This is a genomic window from Mycobacterium shottsii, from assembly GCF_010728525.1.
Taxonomy (GTDB): domain Bacteria; phylum Actinomycetota; class Actinomycetes; order Mycobacteriales; family Mycobacteriaceae; genus Mycobacterium; species Mycobacterium marinum.
In genome coordinates, this window is record NZ_AP022572.1 from 4,035,066 (window position 1) to 4,053,560 (window position 18,495).

Here is an 18,495-nt window from a genome sequence, read left to right on the forward strand (position 1 = left end):
CACCACCGGGGAGTTCCATTGAAGTCTGTGAAGGACCGCATGGACATCATTTCTGCCGATCAACAGCTCGGGTCGTACCGGGCCGCCGCCGACGCGTGCGGCACCACGCATCGCACCGTCAAGAAGATCATCGACAAATTCGAGGCCGACCAGGCCGGCATACCGCCGGCACGGCGGGCCGAACGAGGGCACAACTACGATTCGGTGGCCGAGCTGGTCGCCGAACGTGTCGAGAAATCTGGAGGCCGGATCTCGGCCAAGCGGCTGCTGCCGATCGCCCGCACCGCAGGCTACCAAGGCTCGGATCGCAACTTCCGGCGTCTTGTTGCCGAGGCGAAGACGTTGTGGCGCAGCGCCAATCACTGCGGGCGCCGTCCAGCGGTATGGTCACCAGGGCAGTACCTGGTGATCGACTGGGCCCAAGCGGCACCGGGATTGTTCCTGTTCTGCGCGGTGCTGGCATTCTCCCGGTGGCGATTCGTGCGTTTCGCCGCCGACCAGAAGGCCTCGACCACGCTGGCGTTGATCGCCGAAACCCTGTCGGCGATCGGCGGGGTCCCGGCGTGGGTGCTGGCTGATCGGATGGCCTGCCTCAAAGGCGGGTAGTCGCCAATGTGGTCGTCCCGACCCCGGATTACATCCGACTGGCCACCCATTACGGGTTCGCCCCGGACTTCTGTCACGCCAACGACCCACAATCCAAGGGCATCGTGGAGAACCTGTGCGGCTATGCCCAACGCGACCTGGCGGTGCCGCTGCTGACCCAGTCCGCTGTCGACGGCGTGCCGATCGACATCCGGGCCGCCAACGCCGCTGCGGCGGCGTGGTGCGACGAGGTCAATGCCCTGGCGCACTCGGAGATTCAGGCGATTCCCGACGAACGGTTGGTCTCCGAACGCCAAGTACTGCAACCACTTCCATCGTTGCGCTTACAGATCGGGGCGCCCACGGTGCTGCGCAAGGTCGACCGACTCTCCTGTGTGCGCTACGGCTCGGCCCGCTACTCGGTACCCACCCGGCTGATCGGCACCACCGTGGCAGTGGTGGTCGATCACGGCGCGGTCTGCCTGGTCGAACCGGCTACCGGGATGATCGTGGCCGAACACGAACTGGTCGCCCCAGACTCAGCGTCGATCCTCGATGAGCACTACGACGGGCCAAGGCTGGCACCGAGTCGGGGCCCGCGGCCCAAGACCAGCGTGGAGAAGCAGTTCTGCGCCCTCGGCGCGGACGCCGAGGCATTCCTCGTCGGCGCCGCGGCGATCGACAACACCCGACTAGGTCCTGTCTGCTAATTGCGGACGCGGTGGTAGGTGATGATGGCGGCCAGGGTGACACCGCCGAGGTAGGTCAGGGCGTATTCGTCGTAGCAGGTGGCGACCGCGCGCCAGTGTTTGAGCCGGTTGAAGCTTCGCTCGACGGTGTTGCGGTGCTTGTAAATTCGGCCTGAGAACCCCGGAGGCCGTCCTCCGTTGCGGCCTTTGGCTTTGCGGCGGGTGATCTGGTCGCTGCGCTCGGGGATGGTATGGGCGATCTTGAGCCGGCGCAGCTGTGCCCGCGTCGAGTCATAGGAGTACGCCTTGTCCGCCAGCAGGCGAAACGGGGCGTATGAGTTGCTGCACCGGGCGGCCAGCAATGGCCAAAGCATCGGATTATCACCGGCTTGACCGGCCGACAGTGCCAGGGTGACCGGACTGCACAGCTGGTCGGTCAAGGCGTGGATCTTGGTAGTCAGCCCGCCGCGGGAACGCCCAATAGCGTGGTCATCGGGCTCATCGAGATATTTCTTGTAATTCGACAGATCCCCCTGTGCGGCGCCCGGAGCGCGCTCCGGCTGCGTGTCGGTGGGCGCGCACACTGGTCGAATCGACCGACAACAGTACGCCCAGGTCAGCGTCCTCGGCGTCGAGGTCAGAGGCGATCGCCGCGAAGATCCGCGCGTAGATGCCATCGACCGACCAGCGTAGATGCCTCTCGGCCACCGATTGCCAGGGACCGAAGTGCTCGGGCAGGTCACACCACGGAGATCCCGTACGGTAACGCCAGATAATGCCCTCCAGAGTACGTCGATGATCGTTCCACGGCCGGCCACGCCGCCGCCCCGCAGGCAACACCGCCACGATCAGCGACCACAAATCATCAGAAATCGCATGCGTCCGCATCACCCAAACAGCATCAGCCAAAACACCATTCACATTAAGCAGACACGCCCTAGCCGCAGAGCTGGAGATCCTGCTCGCCCTGGGGGTCGCCCACGGCACCGACGCGCTGATCGCGGCGCTGCACCGGGCGGTAGCGTTTCGCCGGTTCCGGGCCGCCGACGTGCGCTCCATCCTGGCCGCGGGCACCGGAACCCCACAACCCCGCCCTGCCGGGGATGCGCTGATTCTGGACCTACCGGTCGCCCCGATGCGTTCCCTGGACGCCTACAAGATCGGACCCGTCGGAGCCGATGACGAGGTGATCTCATGACCACGACATCACCAACGACTGCCGTCGAACCCGTGGCGCCGCCGTCGTTGCCGCCGCTGGCCGCTGATCTGGATGCCGGGCTGCGGCGGTTGAAGTTGGCCGCGGTGCGGCGCAGCGCACCCGAGGTCTTGCTGACCGCCAAGACCCAACGCTGGACTCCTGAGGAAGTGCTGCGCACGCTCGTCGAGACCGAACTGGCCGCCCGGGATGCCTCCAACATCGTCAACCGACTCAAGGCCGCCGCGTTCCCCGTCTCGAAAACGTTGGAGTCCTTCGACGTGGCCGCCTCGTCGATCCCGCCGAAGGTTTTCGACTACCTGTCGAGTCTGGAATGGATACGGGCCCAACAGAACCTGGCGATCATCGGCCCGGCCGGCACCGGCAAATCCCACACCCTGATCGGGTTGGGGACCGCGGCGATCCACGCCGGGCTCAGGGTCCGCTACTTCACCGCCGCTGATCTCGTCGAGACCCTCTACCGCGGCCTGGCCGACAACACCGTCGGCAAGATCATCGAATCGCTGCTGCGGGTCGACCTGATCATCTTGGACGAACTCGGCTTCGCCCCACTCGATGACACCGGTACCCAACTGCTGTTCCGCTTGGTCGCCGGCGCCTACGAACGCCGCAGCCTGGCCATCGGGTCACACTGGCCCTTCGAACAATGGGGCCGGTTCCTGCCCGAGCAGACCACCGCAGTCAGCATCCTCAACCGCCTGCTACACCACGCCAGCCTCGTCATCACCGACGGCGACTCCTACCGCATGAAGGACGCCCAGCACCGGAAGGAGCAACCCACACCAACCTAGGAACTACCGCCCGGGGTGGATACTTCTATCTGGCCACCAGCGGATACTTCAACTTGGCCATTGACACCTAGGTGAAAAATGGCACCACGCTCCGTCACCACCGTGGCGACTTGCCGAAAGACTAGGTGGCCCGTTTCGGTCTATGTCGGTGAGCTGGGGAATCGCCACCGCGCGCTTCGGCTCCATACCGGCACCTGATGTCTGCTCCCACCGACCCGCACCGCGCAGTGCCGGCAAATGGGAAGTCCCTCGCACTCACGCGCGGGCAGCTCGACATATGCCTCTCCCAAGAGCGCAACGGCTCGGGAATACTCTGGCAAACAAGCTTTTTTGCAGTGATCAGCGGCCCGGTCGATCCGGTCCTCATCGAGCGTGCCGTCCGGCGGGCGGTGGCCGAATTCGAGCCGCTGCGCGTCGGGATATTCGAGGTCGACGCACAGGTCTGCCAGAAACCGCGGGACTATCCGGCCGTTACTGTCCCGCTCGTTGACGTGAGCGGCTCGCGACATCCGGTTCGGGAAGCGCACCAACTGGCCGCGTCGATGCAGCGCCAGCCCATGGCATGGGCCGGGCCGTTGTTCCGATTTGCGTTATTCCGGACGAGCCCAAACCAATTCTTCTTGTTTTTCTGTCTACATCACATCGTGGTCGACGGATTTAGTTCCGTGCTGTTCGTCAGTCGAATCGCCGTTATCTACTCGGCGCTCGCCTCTGCCACGCCAGTACCGGCAGCATCCTTTGGTTCGCTGCACGATCTGGTCGGCGCCGAACTGGAGTACGAGGCGTCCCGCAAATATCGAGAAGACCTGTAGTTTTGGCGGGAGAATCTGCCCCCGGACCGCCCAGCGCTCCAATACCAGTCCGCGGAGACCGGGAATGAGAACGATCGCTACGGCGCGTCGGCGCCGGTGGTGCTGGATGCCGCCGCCGCGCAGAGCATTGATGTTCTGGCCACAGTGCTAGGCGTCAGGCGATCCTCGATCATCACCGCAGCGTGTGGGCTACTGGTACACGGTTGGGATGGTGGCGGTCCGCAGGTGGTACTGGATTTTGCGGTGAGCCGGCGCGGCACCGACAAGTTGAAGACGATTCCGGGGATGGTTGCCGGGGTGGTTCCGCTGGCGTTGCCGACATCGCCCACTTCCTCAGTTGCTGAGCTGTGTACGCAGGCGGATTCGCGGGTCCGCGATGTCCTACGACATCAACGGTTTCCGGTACACACGTTGTGCGGGCCCCTCAGCGGAATCGCGCTGAACCTGCTCCCGCCGACGGCGATCCCACATTTCGGTGATGCGCCGGCCTCGCTCGTGCATACAAACTTTGGCCGCGGCAATCGATTTGGAATGTTCGTCATGATTGAGGGGCAGCGGCTGCTCTTGAGCACGGGAGGTGCTGGCGCGCCATCATCAGATTTCGAGGGCCCAGCCTTGGCGCAACGACTGACTGGGCTCTTGATGGTGATGGCCGCGGATCCGGCGCGGCGGTTGTCATCAATCGACCCGCTCGATCAGCTCGAGCGCCGCCGGATCCATACGTGGGGTAACCACGCCGCGCTGACCTGCCCCGCTGCTCCTACCCAGTCGATTCCGGAGCTGTTCGCCGCCCACGTCGCCCAGAGACCGGACGCTGTCGCGGTTACAGCCGCAGACGTCGTGCTGAGCTACCGCCAACTCGACGCCGCCAGCAACCGGCTTGCGTCCTTGTTGGCCTCTCACGAGATAGGCCGTGGCGACGTCGTAGCGTTGCTGCTTCCACGCAGCGGACGAGCCATCATCGCGATCCTGGCAGTGCTGAAGGTGGGAGCGGCCTACCTGCCCATCGACCCGGATCACCCCCGCGCCCGCGTTGCCTTCCTGCTCGACGACACCAAGCCGGTGGCTGTCCTGACCGTCCGCGACTTGACCGGCGGTCTGGACGGCCACGCCCTGGCGGTCATCGATGTCGACGATCCCGCCGTTGCCGCCCGACCCAGCACGGGGCTGCCCGCGCCAGCCGCCGACGACGTCGCATACGTGCTGTATACATCCGGCACCACCGGCGTGCCCAAAGGCGTGGCGATCACCCATCACAACATTGCCCAACTCGTGGCCTCACCCACCCCACTGAACGCCCAGAACAGTCTGGCCGTAACCCAGTGCCACTCCTACGCATTCGACTTCACGGGGTGGGAAATCTGGAGCGCGTTACTGCACGGCGGTCGACTTGTCGTGGTAGGCGAAGACGTAACTCGTTCCCCCAACGATTTCCACGACTTGCTGCTGGAACAGCGAGTCAACGCGCTGACCCAAACCCCCTCGGCGGTTGCCGCATTGTCAACCGATGCTCTGGAAGCCACGACACTCGTGGTCGGCGGTGAACCCTGCACCGCCGAGGTGGTGGATCGTTGGGCGCCCGGGCGAGTGATGGTGAATGCCTACGGCCCAACCGAATCCACTGTCTGCGTCAGCATCAGCGCACCGCTGGTTGCCGGTTCCGGGACCGCTCCCATTGGCCTACCACTGCCGGGTACTGCTCTGTTCGTATTGGACCCGTGGTTGCGCCAGCTGCCCCCGGGGTGGTGGGGGAGCTGTATGTGGCGGGAAGCCAAGTTGGGCTTGAATATTGGCACCGCTCCGGGTTGACGGCATCGCGTTTTGTGGCCTGCCCGTTCGGGGGAACCGCGGGCAGCCGTATGTACCGGACCGGTGATCTGGCCTGCTGGGGTGCTGACGGTCAACTGCACTACAAGGGTCGGGTGGACGACCAAGTCAAGATTCGCGGCTATCGCATCGAACCCGCTGAGATCACCACAGCGCTAATGCGGTCGCCCAGCGTGAACAATGCGGTCGTCATCGTCCGCGAAGACCGCCCTGGCGACAAGCGTCTGGTGGGCTACATCACCGGCCAAGCCGACCCCGAAGCTGTTCGTGCCGGTCTCAAAGACCAACTGCCCCACTACATGGTTCCGGCGGCCATCATGTCGCTCGAGCGGTTGCCGTTGACGGTCAACGGCAACCTGACGTTGCCGCGCTGCCCATTCCGGACTACACCACCGGTTACCGAGCCCCGACCACGCCGGTGGAGGAAATCGTGGCCGGAATTTTTGCGCGGGTCCTCGGGCTGGAACGGGTCGGCGCCGACCAGTCGTTCTTCGATTTGGGCGGCGACTCGTTGCTGGCGATGCGCGTGGTCGCGGCGGTCAACACCGCTTTGGCCGCAGACCTGTCCGTGCTGGTGTTGTTCGATGCACCCAGCGTCGCCGAGCTGGTGCCGCACATCAACAAGAGATCGGCCGCCTCGATACCCCTGGCACCGGTCCAGCGGCCCGAGCGGGTGCCACTATCGCCGGCCCAGCACCGGATGTGGAGTGTCGTTCAGCTGCAGGGCCCCTCCGCTGTGTTCAACATCCCCTGGGTGCTGCAGTTGCGTGGCATCCTGCACACCGAGGCACTGCGCCAGGCCTAGGGCGTGTCTGCTTAATGTGAATGGTGTTTTGGCTGATGCTGTTTGGGTGATGCGGACGCATGCGATTTCTGATGATTTGTGGTCGCTGATCGTGGCGGTGTTGCCTGCGGGGCGGCGGCGTGGCCGGCCGTGGAACGATCATCGACATACTCTGGAGGGCATTATCTGGCGTTACCGTACGGGATCTCCGTGGCGTGACCTGCCCGAGCACTTCGGTCCCTGGCAATCGGTGGCCGAGAGGCATCTACGCTGGTCGGTCGATGGCATCTACGCGCGGATCTTCGCGGCGATCGCCTCTGACCTCGACGCCGAGGACGCCGACCTGGGCGCACTGTTGTCGGTCGATTCGACCAGTGTGCGCGCCACCAACACGCAGCCGGAGCGCGCCCCGGGCGCCGCACAGGGGGATCTGTCGAATTACAAGAAATATCTCGATGAGCCCGATGACCACGCCATTGGGCGTTCCCGCGGCGGGCTGACTACCAAGATCCACGCCTTGACCGACCAGCTGTGCAGCCCGGTCACCCTGGCACTGTCGGCCGGTCAAGCCGGTGATAATCCGATGCTTTGGCCATTGCTGGCCGCCCGGTGCAGCAACTCATACGCCCCGTATCGCCTGCTGGCGGACAAGGCGTACTCCCATGACTCGACGCGGGCACAGCTGCGCCGGCTCAAGATCGCCCATACCATCCCCGAGCGCAGCGACCAGATCACCCGCCGCAAAGCCAAAGGCCGCAACAGAGGACGGCCTCCGGGGTTCTCAGGCCGAATCTACAAGCACCGCAACACCGTCGAGCGAAGCTTCAACCGGCTCAAACACTGGCGCGCGGTCGCCACCTGCTACGACAAATACGCCCTGACCTACCTCGGCGGTGTCACCCTGGCCGCCATCATCACCTACCACCGCGTCCGCAATTAGCAGACAGGACCTAGTCGATGTTGTTTGTCGTCACGAACCGTTGCGCACCGTTTATCCCGCCGTGGACGGTGAACCGCACCAAGTCGTCTTGGCGCCCGAAGCGGTGGACCTGTGCTGGGAGGTCATCGACGCCACCACCTGGACGCCGGGTCAGCTGCGTGACGTCGTTTCGACCCAAGCCCGCCACAGCTTCGACCTGGCCAGCCGGCTGCCGCTACTGGTCCGGCTCTATCGCCGGGCCGACGATCAATACCTGCTGGTTCTCGTGCTGCACCATATTGCCGCTGACGGCTGGTCACTGGCCCCGCTGGCGGCCGATCTCGACGTGGCCTACCGCAGCCGATGCGACGGGCAGGCCCCCGGCTAGGGCGTGTCTGCTTAATGTGAATGGTGTTTTGGCTGATGCTGTTTGGGTGATGCGGACGCATGCGATTTCTGATGATTTGTGGTCGCTGATCGTGGCGGTGTTGCCTGCGGGGCGGCGGCGTGGCCGGCCGTGGAACGATCATCGACGTACTCTGGAGGGCATTATCTGGCGTTACCGTACGGGATCTCCGTGGTGTGACCTGCCCGAGCACTTCGGTCCCTGGCAATCGGTGGCCGAGAGGCATCTACGCTGGTCGGTCGATGGCATCTACGCGCGGATCTTCGCGGCGATCGCCTCTGACCTCGACGCCGAGGACGCCGACCTGGGCGCACTGTTGTCGGTCGATTCGACCAGTGTGCGCGCCCACCAACACGCAGCCGGAGCGCGCCCGGGCGCCGCACAGGGGATCTGTCGAATTACAAGAAATATCTCGATGAGCCCGATGACCACGCCATTGGGCGTTCCCGCGGCGGGCTGACTACCAAGATCCACGCCTTGACCGACCAGCTGTGCAGTCCGGTCACCCTGGCACTGTCGGCCGGTCAAGCCGGTGATAATCCGATGCTTTGGCCACTGCTGGCCGCCCGGTGCAGCAACTCATACGCCCCGTATCACCTGCTGGCGGACAAGGCGTACTCCCATGACTCGACGCGGGCACAGCTGCGCCGGCTCAAGATCGCCCACACCATCCCCGAGCGCAGCGACCAGATCACCCGCCGCAAAGCCAAAGGCCGCAACAGAGGACGGCCTCCGGGGTTCTCAGGCCGAATCTACAAGCACCGCAACACCGTCGAGCGAAGCTTCAACCGGCTCAAACACTGGCGCGCGGTCGCCACCCGCTACGACAAATACGCCCTGACCTACCTCGGCGGTGCCACCCTGGCCGCCATCATCACCTACCACCGCGTCCGCAATTAGCAGACAGGACCTAGGAGCCGTTGCCCATCCAATACATCGACTACGCCTTGTGGCAACGCGCGTACCTGGGGGACCCGGCGGATCCCGACAGCATGATCGCCGCGGAACTTCGGTACTGGCAGAAGACGCTTGCGGACATGCCCACGCATCTCGAGCTATCGCCCGGGCAACCCGATGCCACCTCGTACGACACTCGCGGCGACACGCTGGCCGTGCGCTGGCCGGCGGCATTGCACCGCCAGATAACCGAGTTGGCGCGCGCACAGCACGCCACCAGCTTCATGGTCGTCCAGGCGGGCTTTACCGCGCTGCTCTCACAACTGGCCGTCAGCAACGACATCGTGGTGGCAATAGCGGTCGCCGGTCGCCGTCACCCCTCGCTCGATGAGTTGGTCGGCGTGTTCGTCAACACGGTGCTATTGCGCATTGCGGTGGCCCCCGACCTGGATTTCGCACACCTGCTCGACCAGGTGCGTACCCGCAGTCTGCAAGCACTCGACCATCAAGACATGCCCTATGGCGTTCTGGTAGACCAGATCAACGCCGCCCGCTCGTCACCCGCTGGCCCCTTGGCCCAAGTCATGCTGGCCTGGCAAAACAACAAACCGGCCGAGCTGGCACTGGGCGAGCTGGACATCACCGAAGCCCCGGTGCACACCGGGGCGGCACGGATGAACTTCTTGTTGTCCCTGACCGAGCAGTTCACCGAGAGCGGTGAGCCCGCCGGGATCAGCGGAGTCGTCGAATACCGCACCGCCATGTTCACTCCTACGGTGATCGAAGCCATTACCGACCGGTTGGAGAGGCTCCTAACGGTGGTGACCGCCAACCCGCGGCGGCAGTTGTCGTCGCTCCCTGACCTCGACCGGCTGCCCTAGTCCTCTGGCGGCTGTGCTGGTGGTCGGCGCGTTAGACCCCACCGGTAGTCACCGGCGACATCAACCGGTTGCTAGACCAGGCTGCTCGCGTCGAATATCCAGCCCTGATCTGCCGAGCCAAGGTTCTCAAAATGCTGCGGCGGCGCAAAGGCCACCAGGCTGTTGAAGTCCCAATAGTCTTTCCACACGGTGATTTTCCCGTCGACGACTTGATGGACGGTAACGAACCTCAGCAGCCCCTGCTCACCGGTCGCGAACGTCCAGGTCTCGGAGTGCTCATACATGACATCGGAACCGCTGGACAGCATCATTCCGTCGTGGTTCTCGTAGCCGACCAGGGGTTCCAGCCCGAGCTTCAGCCGCGTGACGATGTCGTCCGGACCGCGCGCCGACAGCGCGGGAACCGGCATGTCCACATACAGGCAGTCCGGCGACAAAAACGTCTTGACGCCATCCCAGTCCCTCCAAGACAGCGCGTGCCACATCCCACGCACCGTATCGCCAACCGAAATCAAAGAAAGTTCTGCCATAACGGCCAATAACACTTGGTCCCTCTTGGGCTGTCAACCACCACGCTGCGCCGATGCCAATTGGCGCCCTCAACGCGACCGACGGACACGCCCTCGCGGTCCGCTAGGAGGCGGCCAGCGCACGGGCCGGTCCGAGCGTGACCGGCAACGTCGACCAGCCCCGCAACACGCGGGTGTCGCGGCGACTTCCCGCGCCGGCGGCCCGAACGTCGGGGAAGCGCTCGAAGAACGTCCGCAACCCAACCTCTCCCTCGGCCCGGGCCAGAGCCGCACCAAGACAGAAATGACGACCCGTGGAGAATGCGAGATGCCCTCCGGCATTAGCGCGTTCGACGTCGAAACGGTGCGGGTTCGGGAATACCGCCGGGTCGCGGTTAGCTCCAGCCAGATAAGCCACCACCATTTCGCCGCGATTGATTGGCCAGCTCGCTATCTAGACATCGGTGCGGGCCACCCGGGCGGTGAGCTGGACTGGTGAATCCAGCCGCAGGATCTCTTCGACCGCGTTCGGCCATAGTTCCGGACGCTGACGCAGTGTCTCCAGTTGCTCGGGGGCATCCAGCAGCATCCGAATTCCGTTGCCCAACAGGTTGACTGTGGTCTCGAAGCCCGCAACCAACACCAGCCCAGCAACCGCGCGCAGTTCGGATTCATCGAGATATGTCCCAGCATCACCACTTTCAGCGACCCGGATCAACTGACTCATCAGGTCGTCGCCGGGGTTTCGACGCAACTGCTCGAGGTGTGCCGTCAGCCACGAGTTGAATCCCGTTATGCCCTGCTGTATGCGCCGGTACTGCCGGTAGGGGACCCCGATATCCAGGCTAGGCGCTGCCAATTCGCCGTATTCCAGCACTCGGCCGCGGTCTTGTTCTGGAACACCGAGGATTTCGCTGATCACCATGATCGGGAGCTGGGAACAGTACTGGCCCACCACGTCGACAACACCGGGCCGCTACGCGAGTTGATCCAACAGACTGTTCGCGGTCTGCTCGACCCGATCGCGTAGCGCGGCAACCGCTCGGAAGGTGAAAACTGCCGACACCGTCTCGCGGTATCGGGTGTGATCGGGCGGCTCGACGGCCAACAGCGACGGCGGCCGCAGCGGATGCAGCTGCTCGTCGCGGGTGCGGCGCTCCAGCCAGCGCAGCGGTCCCGGCAGGTTTTCGCCGAACGAGATGGTGTGGAAGTCGTCGGAGCGCAGCACATCGTGCGCGAGCTGATAGTCAACGGTGAGGTAGTTGACGCGGGTCCGCACCATACGCCCGTGGCGGCGCAACTCGTCATGGAACGGTCCCGGGTTGGCCGCAACTGCCGGGTCGGCGATCAGCCGAGCCTCCAATTCACCTCGTCGAAGACCGATATTGGCCATGCCCCGGATTACCCCGTGCATCGCGAACCAGTGCAGTTTGTCCTTCACCGCGCCTCCATCGATCGACCTCGCCATTGCGCTTGTGACCAGACTAAGCTCGTCGAGGTCGCCGACGCAGGGCTAATCGAGGCTCGCGCCCCGAGGCAGAGCCCAACGGGTCAGCACTCGGCGACGATCTTGAAGTCGGTTGTCACCACCTTGTTCGCGTTGTCGCTGCCGATGCCGTAGGCGCTGCCGGTGATCGTGTATGTCCCGTGGGAAAAGTCCACCTGAGCCTCTCCCACCCCGCCTTGCCAATAGCTGCCGTTGAACCCGTCAACATTGCGGATCTTCACCCACTGCGGAATCACTCGCTCGCCGCTGATCAGCACCACCGCCTGGACATGGCCGTCCCGGTCGCCGATGTCGATGGTCCGGTAGGACTGCTCCTGACTGCATGCGGCGGGGCGTGCCGTGTGGGTGGAGCCGTCGATGGTCACGTGCGCGGCTTGGCGGGGCACCGTCATCGCGCTCCCGCACCCGGAGACGGCAGCGACCACGCTCAATGCAAGCCCTGTGACAGTGACCAACCGAATCTGCACGAGCCACCTCCATTGTGGACACCAGCGCTGTGCCCGAGACTCTACTGCTGTCCTGTTCCAAACGTGGGTAGGGATTTGAGAATGCGGCTACGAACGAATTCCGGACTGACGCCCTTGAGCCGATCGATCCAGCGAATGCTTGGCGGCACGTACCAATGCAGCCGCGTCGGGTGCTGGTAGGCCTGCCAGGCCGCCTCGGCGACGCTGGATGCCGGCAGTAGACGAAACATCCCCTTCTTGGGCGCGGCGGCGCGGATCTGCTCGCTGGACAGGGTCGGGGCGGAGGCGTCGGAGTGCTGCCGAGTTGAGGTGAGAATCGCGGTGTCGATCAACCCGGGCAGCACGTCGGCAACTCGCACACCATGGCGCCGCCATTCGGCGCTCAACGCTTCGGTGAGTCCCTTGACGGCGTGCTTGGTTGCCGAATAGACCGCCAGCCGTGGCATGCCGTAGGTGGCCGACGACGACGATGTGGAAAACATCAGACTTCCCGGTGCCTTTCTCAGATAGGGGAGGGCACCGTAAGCCCCGGTCAGCACCGCCTTGAAGTTCACATCGACGACGCGCATCGCGGCGTCGTAGGGTACGTCCTCGAACCATCCGCCTTCGCCGATGCCGGCGTTGTTCCACATCATGTCGAGTCCGCCGTGGCTGGTACCGGCGCAGAAATCGGCCAGGGCGCGATCCAACGCATCCCGGTCGGTCACGTCAACAACGCGGGTCCACAGCCGCTCGGTGCCAAGTTCGGCGCCCAGCGCGTCAAGGCCGGCGCCGTCGCGGTCCACCGCGCCGACCCGCCAGCCTTTGGCGTGAAACAGCTTCGCCCCCTCGCGGCCCATTCCGCTGCCGGCGCCGGTGATGAATACCGATTTCATGGAGCGCCGCCGACCTAGGCCGCCTCGACCACGTCTTTGATCCGGTTCAGCGTCTTGGTCATGTCCCGAATGTTGCGGCGCTTACGCAGCCAGCCACCGAACATCCAGTAGTACACGGTGCTCAGCGGAGACTCCGCGAGCCGAAATGACTCGGTCACATCGGTCCCGCCCCCCGAGGGTGCCAGGCGATAGTGCCAGTTGTTGACCGGCCTGTCGCCCATCATCACAGCAAACCCGAACTCGCGACTTGGCTCGCAGGCCGTCACCTCGCAAACCGTCCAGTAAACCGGTCCGATCTCGTTACGCCGAACATGCCCCCGGAACCTGGCACCCAGCGCAGGGCCGGTCGCGCCGTCGAGCCATTCGGCCTCGAAGGTTTCCGGCGAGAATCGTCCGGTATTGCGGATGTCGGCGATCAAATCCCAGATCTTGTCCGCCGGGGCTGCCATGTGAACTGTCGCTGAACCCTCCATGACACGATCCAAACACGCTCGCTGTAACACATGGAACCGAACCAGCGATATTCCCCTAACGGGGCGTGAATATCGAGATGATCTGAGTCACCGTCTGCTCGAGCTGACGTACCGGTTTGGGCAACACCACGGGCACCGGCGGCAATCCACCGGCGGACGAACATTTGGGCCAGGCGGCCGGTCCCTGTCCTGCCAGAACTCGGTTGGCGATCGCGATTTGTTGCTGCTTAGAGGCACTTGCGGGGTTTCCCACCCCACCGTATTCCTCCCAGGTGGCTTGCTTGAACTGCAGACCGCCGTAGGCGCCGTTGCCGGTGTTGGCCGACCAGTTTCCGCCAGACTCGCACTGCGCGACGGCTTCCCAGTTCATCAGATCGGCCTGTGCGACACCGGTGGACAGTGACATCGACGCAACGACGAATCCACCGGCGAGCGCGGACTTGGTGAGGGGTTTCGCGATGTGTGTCATGTCCGACTTTTCGGCGGACGTAGTCAAAGCGTTACCGATTAGAGAATCTTGTGAGATTGGAAATCTATCGCACCGAAATTCACCGAGTAGGGAGGCAAACCGCTCGCGGGCCGCTACCTCAGGCTTGGTCCCCGGCCGGGCAGTACGACCTCGTTGCGGTCAACAGAGCACGTTGATAGAGGCTGTCCAGCTGACGAGCCCGTATCGTGCCCGCCCTCGCGAGGTCGAGTTGGGCCGCGCAGGACGCCGACTCCAGCAAACTGCGATTAAGTGTTATCTGAGATAAAATCTTATCGTTTAGCGCATCGATCTCGGCGCGCGATGCGGACAGGTCGGGGGGTGCTGCGGGGACGTCGGCCGAGCCGAACTTCCAGTCCGCGAAGCGGCTGTACTCGATCGCCTCGGTCGCGCTGATCTGGTCGCCAAACAACCGGGTGACGTAGTTGGGGTCGACCTGTGCGGCGCGGGCCGCATCGCCCAGCTTGGCGAGTTGTTGCTGGACGCCGTCCGGGTCCTCAATGGCCACGCGAGCATGCCACTTGAAGGCCGCCACCGGGTCTGCCACGGCCAACCGCTGCGCCGCCGCGTCGACCAAGGTGGTCAGCGGGCTGGCACTGTCGGCCCGCACCTGCCCGGGCGCGCCCAGCGCCACCGCAAGCAGGGCGGCCGCCCCGCCGAGCCCGACGCCCAACCGATGCCGAGTCGATCGGCGCGCAGGAAAAACCACGCCTCATCACAGCATGTCAGCCGTGGTGTGCGCCAACAGTGCTGATCGCGTTGATCACCGCCGCCGGCTCATTGAGAGCGACAAAGGTTTTCGAACCCGGTACCTCGATGATCGACGCGTCCGGGAAGAGCTGGGCCATGCGGCGAGCCAGCGTCGGCTTGAAGCACCGGTCTCCCATGCCCCAGACCAGCGTCACCGGTTTGGTGAACTGGGCAAACCGCGTCGACACCTCGGTCAGATCGGTGGCGGCGACATGTCGAAGCAGCGTGGCCAGGTCATCGCAGATGCGAGCGTCTGTGCGGCAGGGCTGCAACCACGACGCCGTCAGCGCGGCGTATGGCTTGTTCAACAGCAGGCCGAACCCGAGCGGGGAGTGCCGCAACGGCCGCAACCCCATCGCCGCAAACAGCGCCTTGATCGATCTTGGCCCCGAAGCATCGCGAATACGGCCGGAAACGGAAACGGTGGAAAAGTCTCGAAGGCATCGCAGTTGGTGAGCACCAAGCGACCGACCAGATCCGGGTGGGCATCGATCGCCAGCTGACACAGGCTGCCACCGGTGTCGTTGCCCACCAAGGTCACGTCGGCGAGATCAAGGGCGACCATGAACTCGTGAATCATCTCCGCGATCCCGGCGGGGGAGAGGTCAGCGCCTTCGTTAGCCGGGATCGTGTGGGAACCCAGCGGCCAGGTGGGCAGGATGCACCGAAACCCCATCGCGGCAAGCCCTTCGGCTACGGCGGACCACAGGCGCTCATCGACGAGAATGCCGTGGACGAATAGCACCGGGGGATGTGGGGAGTTTTCGGGTCCGAGCACTCGGTAGGCGATTGTCGCCTGACTCAGCGTGACCTGTTCCATCGGTGCCACTCCTTCGCGGATACTTACGTACTGCCAGTACGTAAGTATCGTGCATCCTGCATGAAAGTCAATGGTGGCGCTAGTTCAGGTCACCAAGCACGGTGATGACCGGGGCGAAGGCCGCCACATGGGGCTGGGGGATGGTGTAGTGAGTGAAGCCGTATCGTTCCCGATTCGCGCGCAGCTGCCGCGCTATCTGCTCAACTGTACCGATGAGAAGCGTTGGGGATTGCAGGATTTCGTTGGCGGTTAGCAGGTTGCCATACTTGGCGGCGAGCATGCCGGCGACTTTCCTACGGTCATCGGTCAACACGACCTCTTGAATCAACGTGTGTAACTCCGGGTGTCTGGCAGCTCCGGCACACCGACGCACGTAGGCGACCCGTTGCTCGATCTCGGCTACGGTGGCCAGTCGCATCGTCCCCGGGGGCCGTCCTTTGAACTGGTACAGGCACGCGATGCTGACCGTATCGGCGTATTGCGCGGCAAGTCGCAGCACCTGATCACCGGTGCCGCCGACTAGGTCCTGTCTGCTAATTGCGGACGCGGTGGTAGGTGATGATGGCGGCCAGGGTGGCACCGCTGAGGTAGGTCAGGGCGTATTTGTCGTAGCAGGTGGCGACCGCGCGCCAGTGTTTGAGCCGGTTGAAGCTTCGCTCGACGGTGTTACGGTGCTTGTAGATTCGGCCTGAGAACCCCGGAGGCCGTCCTCTGTTGCGGCCTTTGGCTTTGCGGCGGGTGATCTGGTCGCTGCGCTCGGGGATGGTATGGGCGATCTTGAGCCGGCGCAGCTGTGCCCGCGTCGAGTCATAGGAGTACGCCTTGTCCGCCAGCAGGCGAAACGGGGCGTATGAGTTGCTGCACCGGGCGGCCAGCAATGGCCAAAGCATCGGATTATCACCGGCTTGACCGGCCGACAGTGCCAGGGTGACCGGACTGCACAGCTGGTCGGTCAAGGCGTGGATCTTGGTAGTCAGCCCGCCGCGGGAATGCCCAATGGCGTGGTCATCGGGCTCATGGAGATATTTCTTGTAATTCGACAGATCCCCCTGTGCGGCGCCCGGGGCGCTCCGGCTGCGTGTTGGTGGGCGCGCACACTGGTCGAATCGACCGACAACAGTGCGCCCAGGTCGGCGTCCTCGGCGTCGAGGTCAGAGGCGATCGCCGCGAAGATCCGCGCGTAGATGCCATCGACCGACCAGCGTAGATGCCTCTCGGCCACCGATTGCCAGGGACCGAAGTGCTCGGGCAGGTCACGCCACGGAGATCCCGTACGGTAACGCCAGATAATGCCCTCCAGAGTACGTCGATGATCGTTCCACGGCCGGCCACGCCGCCGCCCCGCAGGCAACACCGCCACGATCAGCGACCACAAATCATCAGAAATCGCATGCGTCCGCATCACCCAAACAGCATCAGCCAAAACACCATTCACATTAAGCAGACACGCCCTAGCAGGGGTGGACCGTAGCCGCCGAATCCCCGCCGCTGGGTCGGGCGCAGTACCGCAATGTTGTGGGCTTCGCGTAGTTCAGCTTGTTGGGCGAACCCGTCCTCGGCGAACCGGCTGGCGAGTTCTTCGATGGTCTGGCGCAACCGAGCGGTTCGTATCGTGAATGACGGGAATGGGATGTCCGCCTGGTCGTACTCCCATTTCATATACCCGGCACCCAGACCGACCTCGAGCCGGCCCCCGGTCACGACGTCGGTGGTCGCGATATCGCGAGCCAGCAACGCCGGGTTCCACCATGGCGCGTTGAGCACCAAGGTGCCGACCCGCATCCGATCGGTGGCGGCTGCTGCGGCGACCAGGGTCATGAAGGGTGCTGCGATTCCGAGGTGGTCGGCAGCGAAGACGGCGTCATACCCCCATTGTTCGGCGCGTCGGCACGTTTCGATGAACGTGTGTACCGGATCGATGCGAAACACGTTGAACGAGAACCGGAATTCGGGCACGGGGGTGACACTGCCAGCCGGGAGCAGGGCCAACCAGCGTGTTCGCGGCAAGCGCAACGTCACAAGGTGGGGTCTTGGGTGCACCGAGACCCGTTTGACGGGTGCAACCGCTACCGCGACCAACGATAATCAGCCGCAGCGACAGACACCCAACCATGGCGCCACGGGAAACAGATGCCCCACCGATGATCCAGCGCAACGACACAAGCAGACAGTGGCTCGGCAGGAGCCAGCTTCGATTCGCCGTAGCCAGCACCCTGGCTACCTGCTTGCTCCTCGGCGCAGCCGTGCTGCTGGTGGACAGCCGTAAGTCGTCGTCTGCCGGCGCCATCGACCATTCCGGCAACCCACTTTCCGGCGCTGCGACCGAAGCCCACGTCGTTGAATCGGCCAGAGGACTCGTCGCCGTCGCCGGGCTACGGCCGATCGCCGCGGGTTACCTCTTGATGTCCTGCAAGAACCGCGAGGATCCGCCCTATCAGGGCGCGATCTATCTGACCTTCACCTTGCCCGTCGACGCCCACGCAGATACCTACTTTCGCGCGGTGGCGGGCACGCTGGTCCAGCACGGATGGACCGAGGGACGACCACCCGCTGAACACGTGTTCGGCAGGACCTTGACCAGGGACGACACGACAGCCGTTCTGTATCGGCACCGCGATGACCCCACCATGGGAGTCCTACGCCTCTACGGTCCGTGCCGCAACACCACAGATCACCGCCGCGACACGATGGGATGGACCGATATCAGCGACCAGTTCGGCCCGCTCCGGTAGGACAACGCCAGAAAAGACCGCTGGGCTTGACGGGCCCGGAAAACCGGGCCCGTCAAGCCCAGCAGTTG

At 64.2% G+C, this 18,495-nt stretch carries 12 protein-coding genes and 9 pseudogenes; 9 read left to right on the top strand and 12 right to left on the bottom strand.

Features of this window, described 5'->3' with window-relative positions; genetic code table 11:
• Nucleotides 1–18: 18 nt before the first annotated feature.
• Nucleotides 19–1,280: pseudogene (gene istA, locus G6N41_RS18585) on the top strand (IS21 family transposase); the annotation flags it as partial.
• Nucleotides 1,281–1,291: 11 nt separating this feature from the next.
• Here the strand turns inward: istA and G6N41_RS18590 are convergent.
• Nucleotides 1,292–2,165, bottom strand: a pseudogene (locus tag G6N41_RS18590) (IS5 family transposase).
• A gap of 46 nt (nucleotides 2,166–2,211) precedes the next feature.
• Between G6N41_RS18590 and G6N41_RS18595 the strand changes: the two are divergent.
• The 7 genes and pseudogenes from G6N41_RS18595 to G6N41_RS18625 all read left to right on the top strand — a co-directional run.
• Nucleotides 2,212–2,472, top strand: a pseudogene (locus G6N41_RS18595) (IS21 family transposase); the annotation flags it as partial.
• Nucleotides 2,469–3,281 carry an IS21-like element helper ATPase IstB gene (istB, locus tag G6N41_RS18600; RefSeq protein ID WP_198965343.1) on the top strand — a complete coding sequence of 271 codons (813 nt, stop codon included), beginning with the start codon at nucleotides 2,469–2,471 and terminating at the stop codon, nucleotides 3,279–3,281. The pseudogene G6N41_RS18595 and the gene istB, both read left to right, overlap by 4 nt.
• A 197-nt stretch (nucleotides 3,282–3,478) precedes the next feature.
• A pseudogene (locus G6N41_RS30095) lies at nucleotides 3,479–6,722 on the top strand (non-ribosomal peptide synthetase); the annotation flags it as partial.
• A gap of 19 nt (nucleotides 6,723–6,741) precedes the next feature.
• Nucleotides 6,742–7,644: an IS5 family transposase gene (locus G6N41_RS18610; RefSeq protein WP_407663644.1), complete on the top strand. Its 903-nt coding sequence runs from the start codon at nucleotides 6,742–6,744 to the stop codon at nucleotides 7,642–7,644.
• Nucleotides 7,598–8,011 (top strand): condensation domain-containing protein, encoded by a 414-nt coding sequence (locus G6N41_RS18615; protein WP_198965344.1) that lies wholly within the window; start codon nucleotides 7,598–7,600, stop codon nucleotides 8,009–8,011. The genes G6N41_RS18610 and G6N41_RS18615 overlap by 47 nt, the downstream gene beginning before the upstream one ends.
• A gap of 46 nt (nucleotides 8,012–8,057) precedes the next feature.
• Nucleotides 8,058–8,929: pseudogene (locus G6N41_RS18620) on the top strand (IS5 family transposase).
• Nucleotides 8,930–8,949: 20 nt separating this feature from the next.
• Nucleotides 8,950–9,807 carry a condensation domain-containing protein gene (locus tag G6N41_RS18625; RefSeq protein ID WP_231608582.1) on the top strand — a complete coding sequence of 286 codons (858 nt, stop codon included), beginning with the start codon at nucleotides 8,950–8,952 and terminating at the stop codon, nucleotides 9,805–9,807.
• Nucleotides 9,808–9,878: 71 nt separating this feature from the next.
• On the opposite strand, the gene G6N41_RS18630 is transcribed toward G6N41_RS18625, so the two are convergent.
• The 11 genes and pseudogenes from G6N41_RS18630 to G6N41_RS18680 form a co-directional block, all read right to left on the bottom strand.
• The gene (locus G6N41_RS18630; protein ID WP_198967917.1) at nucleotides 9,879–10,322 is read right to left on the bottom strand and encodes a limonene-1,2-epoxide hydrolase family protein; all 444 of its coding nucleotides are present in this window, start codon (nucleotides 10,320–10,322) and stop codon (nucleotides 9,879–9,881) included.
• A 118-nt stretch (nucleotides 10,323–10,440) separates the two neighbouring features.
• A pseudogene (locus G6N41_RS18635) lies at nucleotides 10,441–11,757 on the bottom strand (cytochrome P450).
• A gap of 110 nt (nucleotides 11,758–11,867) precedes the next feature.
• Entirely contained in the window at nucleotides 11,868–12,290 is a 423-nt protein-coding gene (locus tag G6N41_RS18640) for a lipoprotein LpqH (RefSeq protein ID WP_198965345.1), read from the bottom strand.
• A gap of 41 nt (nucleotides 12,291–12,331) precedes the next feature.
• Nucleotides 12,332–13,165, bottom strand: a complete 834-nt coding sequence (locus G6N41_RS18645) for an SDR family oxidoreductase (protein WP_198965346.1) — start codon at nucleotides 13,163–13,165, stop codon at nucleotides 12,332–12,334.
• A 14-nt stretch (nucleotides 13,166–13,179) separates the two neighbouring features.
• Nucleotides 13,180–13,638 (bottom strand): SRPBCC family protein, encoded by a 459-nt coding sequence (locus G6N41_RS18650; RefSeq protein ID WP_015355538.1) that lies wholly within the window; start codon nucleotides 13,636–13,638, stop codon nucleotides 13,180–13,182.
• A gap of 55 nt (nucleotides 13,639–13,693) precedes the next feature.
• On the bottom strand, nucleotides 13,694–14,107 hold the full coding sequence (locus G6N41_RS18655; protein WP_012394479.1) for a transglycosylase family protein: 414 nt from the start codon (nucleotides 14,105–14,107) through the stop codon (nucleotides 13,694–13,696).
• Nucleotides 14,108–14,225: 118 nt separating this feature from the next.
• A complete protein-coding gene (locus tag G6N41_RS18660; protein ID WP_231608583.1) occupies nucleotides 14,226–14,798 on the bottom strand; it encodes a chorismate mutase in 573 nt (190 codons plus the stop codon).
• Between the two features lie 52 nt (nucleotides 14,799–14,850).
• A pseudogene (locus G6N41_RS18665) lies at nucleotides 14,851–15,695 on the bottom strand (alpha/beta fold hydrolase).
• Between the two features lie 79 nt (nucleotides 15,696–15,774).
• Entirely contained in the window at nucleotides 15,775–16,275 is a 501-nt protein-coding gene (locus G6N41_RS18670; protein WP_231608584.1) for an LLM class oxidoreductase, read from the bottom strand.
• A pseudogene (locus G6N41_RS18675) lies at nucleotides 16,229–17,100 on the bottom strand (IS5 family transposase). The gene G6N41_RS18670 and the pseudogene G6N41_RS18675 overlap by 47 nt, the downstream one beginning before the upstream one ends.
• Nucleotides 17,101–17,147: 47 nt before the next feature.
• A pseudogene (locus G6N41_RS18680) lies at nucleotides 17,148–17,651 on the bottom strand (LLM class flavin-dependent oxidoreductase); the annotation flags it as partial.
• Between the two features lie 269 nt (nucleotides 17,652–17,920).
• Here G6N41_RS18680 and G6N41_RS18685 point away from each other — a divergent pair.
• Nucleotides 17,921–18,427 carry a hypothetical protein gene (locus G6N41_RS18685; RefSeq protein ID WP_231608586.1) on the top strand — a complete coding sequence of 169 codons (507 nt, stop codon included), beginning with the start codon at nucleotides 17,921–17,923 and terminating at the stop codon, nucleotides 18,425–18,427.
• Nucleotides 18,428–18,495 lie beyond the last annotated feature (68 nt).

Bases quoted from the DNA above. Each gene is read 5' to 3' on its own strand.
- istB (WP_198965343.1), top strand. From the start codon at position 2,469: ATGACCACGACATCACCAACGACTGCCGTCGAACCCGTGGCGCCGCCG.
- G6N41_RS18645 (WP_198965346.1), bottom strand. From the start codon at position 13,165: ATGAAATCGGTATTCATCACCGGCGCCGGCAGCGGAATGGGCCGCGAG.
- G6N41_RS18650 (WP_015355538.1), bottom strand. From the start codon at position 13,638: ATGGAGGGTTCAGCGACAGTTCACATGGCAGCCCCGGCGGACAAGATC.
- G6N41_RS18655 (WP_012394479.1), bottom strand. From the start codon at position 14,107: ATGACACACATCGCGAAACCCCTCACCAAGTCCGCGCTCGCCGGTGGA.